The 4,435-nt window shown below is 57.5% G+C and carries 4 protein-coding genes; all 4 read left to right on the top strand.

Annotated elements, in window-relative coordinates; translation table 11 throughout:
* Positions 1-405 precede the first annotated feature (405 nt).
* On the top strand, positions 406-2,340 hold the full coding sequence (locus tag H5U02_14165) for an alkaline phosphatase (GenBank protein MBC7343567.1): 1,935 nt from the start codon (positions 406-408) through the stop codon (positions 2,338-2,340).
* A 92-nt stretch (positions 2,341-2,432) separates the two neighbouring features.
* Entirely contained in the window at positions 2,433-2,714 is a 282-nt protein-coding gene (locus H5U02_14160; GenBank protein ID MBC7343566.1) for a type II toxin-antitoxin system death-on-curing family toxin, read from the top strand.
* 132 nt (positions 2,715-2,846) lie between these two features.
* Positions 2,847-3,683 carry a hypothetical protein gene (locus H5U02_14155; GenBank protein MBC7343565.1) on the top strand — a complete coding sequence of 279 codons (837 nt, stop codon included), beginning with the start codon at positions 2,847-2,849 and terminating at the stop codon, positions 3,681-3,683.
* A 166-nt stretch (positions 3,684-3,849) separates the two neighbouring features.
* Positions 3,850-4,308 (top strand): RidA family protein, encoded by a 459-nt coding sequence (locus H5U02_14150; GenBank protein ID MBC7343564.1) that lies wholly within the window; start codon positions 3,850-3,852, stop codon positions 4,306-4,308.
* Positions 4,309-4,435: the final 127 nt, after the last annotated feature.

Here is a 4,435-nt window from a genome sequence, read left to right as displayed (position 1 = left end):
ACTCTTTCCCCACCTTCTACAAACCAGGTCTCAGGCCCGGCCGGTATCCCGGGCTGTCATCTTGCCGCTAAGTTACCGAGCCAACTGCTGCTGTGACCGCTGGCCGCCTGGAAGGGGCGAGCGGTCCCTACTACTAAGATACCCAACCATCCTGCGCTGTACCCATGCCCGCATTTGGATTGCCATAAGCCATTAAGGCTAGGCCTGGTTGTCTAACATCCCGGCGCAAAGCTTAGCCCAAGCTTAGCCTGCGGCTAATCCTGCCTTTATCGGAGTTTTACAGATTTAGGTTATGTTGATGTTGTCCGAAAAAATGGCAGGGGGTGACTGGACAGAGTCAAAAGGATTGTACCGGGGTGGTTGGCGGTAAAGAAAGACTTGCATCAAAAGGGGGAATTTCGGGTTATGGCTTTTTGGAAACAGGGGCAAGGCAAACGTTGGTTGGGTTTGGTATTAGCCATAGGTATAGTTTTAAGCCTGCCTGGGTGGGCATTGGCCGAGACCCCGCCGGCAACCGGCTCCCAGCCCCAGGCTAAGAATGTCATCCTTATGATCGGCGACGGCATGGGCGAAGAGCATGTGGAAGCCATCCGGGCGGCCAAAGCGGCGGCGGGCCAGAAGCTGGCCATGGATGCAGTGGACGATGCCAAATGCCTCATGACTACCTATTCGGCGGATTCCGATGTCACTGACTCCTCGTCGGCGGCCGCGGCCATGGCTACCGGCTACAAGACCAACAACAACTGGATGTCAGTTTTACCTGATGGCACGGTAGTGCCCACCATCCTTGAGCAAGCAGAGAAAATCGGCAAGGCTACTGGCCTGGTGACCACCACCCAAGTGGCCCACGCTACTCCTGCTGCCTTTGCCTCCCATATTATGAACCGCAATGATTTTAACACCATTGCTGTGGAAGAGCTGGCCAGCGGGGTGGATGTGCTCATGGGCGGCGGCCGCAACAACTTTGATGCTCGCCCCGACGGCCGCGACCTGATTACGGTGGCTAAGAACAAGGGTTATACTTACGTAAGCACGGCTGCGGAAATGCAGGCCGCAAGCGCTAACCGCTTGCTAGGGCTTTTTCACGCCGATAATGGCCTTACGCCCATGAAGAAGCGCCCTGCCGATACCACCGAGCCTACCCTAAGCCAAATGACGGCCAAGGCGCTGGAGACTTTGCAAAAAGATCCCGACGGGTTTTTCCTGATGGTGGAGGGCGGCCAGATCGACTGGGAATCTCACGCCAACAATTTTGACGGCATGATCGGGGAAGGGGTGGAGTTTGACAATGCGGTGCAGAAGGCCTTGGATTTCGTATCCCAGCATCCCGATACTCTGCTGATAGTCACAGCCGACCACGAAACCGGCGGCCTCACCTACAATGAAGCTGACGGTTCCTACAAGTGGAGCAGCAATGATCATACCGGGGCCACGGTAGCAGTGCGAGCGGAAGGACCAGGAGCCGACCAGTTTAAAACCGCGGAGATCGATAATACCGACATAGCCCGCAAGATTGCGGCGGTGGCTGGCTACCCCAAACCCTTGGTGCTTCAGTCTAGTCCTGATGATGTAGTAGCCGGTCGCCAGCTGGCCCTCAAGGTCACCTCCTATGGGCTGCCGGTGGAGGGGGCAGTCATCAACGCTAACGGGGATACCCTTGGCAGCACCGATGCCAATGGGGAGCTGGTGTGCACCCCTGACAGCAGGGGGCTTTTTAGCATAGTAGCTGCCACCGATTTTGCTGCCACCGGCAAGGTAGTCAACGTTCGCCCGGCGGTAATACCTGCCTTTACCGACATCGCCAATTCCTTTGCCAAAGAAGATATCCAGTTCCTGGCGGAGCAAGAGATCATCCGCGGCATCACCAATACCAAGTTTGATTGCGGAAGTCAACTCAGCCGGGCCCAGTTTGCAGCCTGGGTGGCCCGGGCCTTGAGGCTTGAGCCCTCGGATAAAGCGCCTGGCTTTAAGGATGTTCCGGCTGGCCACTGGGCACTCAAGGAAATCCGGGCGGCGGCCGAAGCGGGGATAGTGAAGGGATTTAACGATAGTAGTTTCAAGCCCGAAGACCCCATCAACCGGGAGCAGCTGGCGGCCATGGTGGCCCGGGCCCTGGTACTGGCTGCCCATGCTAGCCTTCCCTCCGCCGACCAAGCCAAGAGTATCCTGGCTCGTTTCCAGGACCAAAACCAGATCAGCCCCGGCCTGGCCCAGGAAGTAGCGCTGGCGGTGGATAAGAACATTGTCCGGGGCGTAAACGGTAAGTTCGATCCAGCCGGAGTTGCCACTCGGGAGCAGGCGGCGGCCATGCTGGGGCGGATGTACCGGCAGCTGCCCTAGCAGCTAAGTCCTAGAAAGGCAGTTCAGCCCCCTGGTATTGCGGCGTGCCAGGGGGCTTTCGGATTATTTACTCTCTTCTGGAATCAGCCCTAATGATGCCGGAGGGATCATGGGGCGGAGTCTACTTTCACACCGACCTTTTCACCATGGCGGCGGCTTATGCTTTTCATATTCGTAAGAAGCATCCCTTTATTGATAGGAACAAACGTACGGCGCTGGTGAGTGCCCTGGTGTTCCTGGAACTCAATGGCCTAAGCCTAGATGATCCAATGGGGATGCTGTATCAGGCCATGATGAATATTGCAAGCGGAGAAGCGGATAAATACCACCTGGCCACACTTTTGCGCCGGCTTGCCAGCCAAAACCAGGATTAAAACCTAAGGCACCTAAGGGAGGCAGCTTGATCGACCAGACTATATCCGGTACAATGGTTAAAGCCAGATATTCAGAAGCGGCGGATTATTCATAAACATGAATAGGGGATGGACAAGTTGGAGAAAGCCAGGGTGGCGATAGGGCATCAGCTGGTGGCCTACGGGTTGAGGGCCCTTAGGTTGACGGCCCTTGGGTTGAGGGTCCTCAAGCTGAAGGCGCTTTCAGTACAACGGGCCCGGCTGGTGTGGCGAGGGCTGGTGGTACTTTTAGTGGGGACAGTGGGGGTGATAATGTTTGGCTGCACTCCCAACGCCCTCAAGGAAGGGATAGAAAAGAGCGTACAGAGGAACTTGAGCGAACTGGGCAAAGATTCGTCCGGCGCCAGGAATGATGGTGCCCAGGTGGTAGCTCGCTACCGGCTGGGCCAGGAATTTACCATCACCTTTGCCATGACCGAGTGGAAGCAAGAAGGCGGGGTAACCAAGGGCCTTCCCAAGGAGGGTAAGGCTCGGGTCAAAGTCAACTGTTGGGAAATGAGGAAGCAAGCCGGTGACGAAGTTCCAGCCAACGGCGCGGTCCTGGTGGTAAACCTGACCGTGGCTGGGGATGCCGGCAATGCCAACCAGTATAACCCTAAGGGTTTAGTTAACCCCTGGACCTTTGGGGAGACCGGCGCCACCCCTGCCCCTACCTTTTGGGTGGTAGACGCCGAAGGCCAAATCTACCCGCAAAGCGATTGGCTGAGCTGGCGCTTGAATGATTCCCAAGGGGTCAGGACCTTAAGCGCCATCTATACCACCGATCCGCAACCCAAAACCCTGAATCTGGCCTTTGATGTTCCCCCTGACGTTACCCAACCCCGCCTGCGGATCGAAATCATCGCTCTGACCGGATCAAAGCGAGCGGTGGAGGTAGATCTTAGACTTCACACTGGTCTAATACTCTCGACCTGGGGCTGGCTAATTTAGTCCCCGTGCACCACGGCATCGCGCCAGGAAACAACCCGGGAGCACTGGGAATTGGTGGATACTTTTCGTTCCGGTGATGTGGATGCTATGCTCGTGGCTCTGAAGAGGCACTGGGAGACGAGCCGGCACCCGAGCACGCGAAGACGAAGGGCGAGGAGGAACCATTATGAGCGTAGAACAAACGTTGAAGGAGAAGTACAACCTGGAGATTCCGGCACCGCCTAAGCCGGGCGGGCTCTATACTCCGGTGGTGCAGGCGGGCAACTTGGTCTATGTGTCCGGGCAGACGCCGGTGCGGGATGGCAAGCTTCTCTTCAAGGGCAAGGTGGGCCGGGACCTCACGGTGGAAGAGGGGCAGGAAGCGGCTCGGGTGGCGGCTTTGAACTGTCTGGCCTTGCTTAAGAACTATCTAGGCGACTTGGAGAAAATCAAACGCTTTGTTCAGGTGGTGGGGTATGTACGGAGCGCCGATGAGTTTGGCGATCAGCCGGCAGTGATGAATGGCGCTTCGGGGCTTATCCTTGACCTCTTCGGTGAGCGCGGGGCCCACACCCGTCTGGCCCTGGGCGCCAATGAACTTCCCGGCGGGGCGGCGGTGGAAGTCATGTGCATCGTCGAGGTTTAGTTGCGGCCGCGCCTGTGGCCGCCCTCATTGGCTGCGAGGCAGCTGAGGGCGTTGGTGGAGGGAATCTTTGGGGGCCTTGGCCCTGCGGGCCAAGGCCCCCTCTAAGGATCGTCCCGGTGACCCTTCT

Source organism: Clostridia bacterium (assembly GCA_014360065.1).
Taxonomy (GTDB): Bacteria; Bacillota; DSM-521; order Neomoorellales; family JACIYF01; genus JACIYF01.
The sequence above is the reverse complement of the archived record's forward strand: the minus strand, read 5'-3'. Positions and strand labels throughout refer to the sequence as shown.

Bases quoted from the DNA above. Each gene is read 5' to 3' on its own strand.
- H5U02_14165 (MBC7343567.1), top strand. From the start codon at position 406: ATGGCTTTTTGGAAACAGGGGCAAGGCAAACGTTGGTTGGGTTTGGTA.
- H5U02_14160 (MBC7343566.1), top strand. From the start codon at position 2,433: ATGATGCCGGAGGGATCATGGGGCGGAGTCTACTTTCACACCGACCTT.
- H5U02_14150 (MBC7343564.1), top strand. From the start codon at position 3,850: ATGAGCGTAGAACAAACGTTGAAGGAGAAGTACAACCTGGAGATTCCG.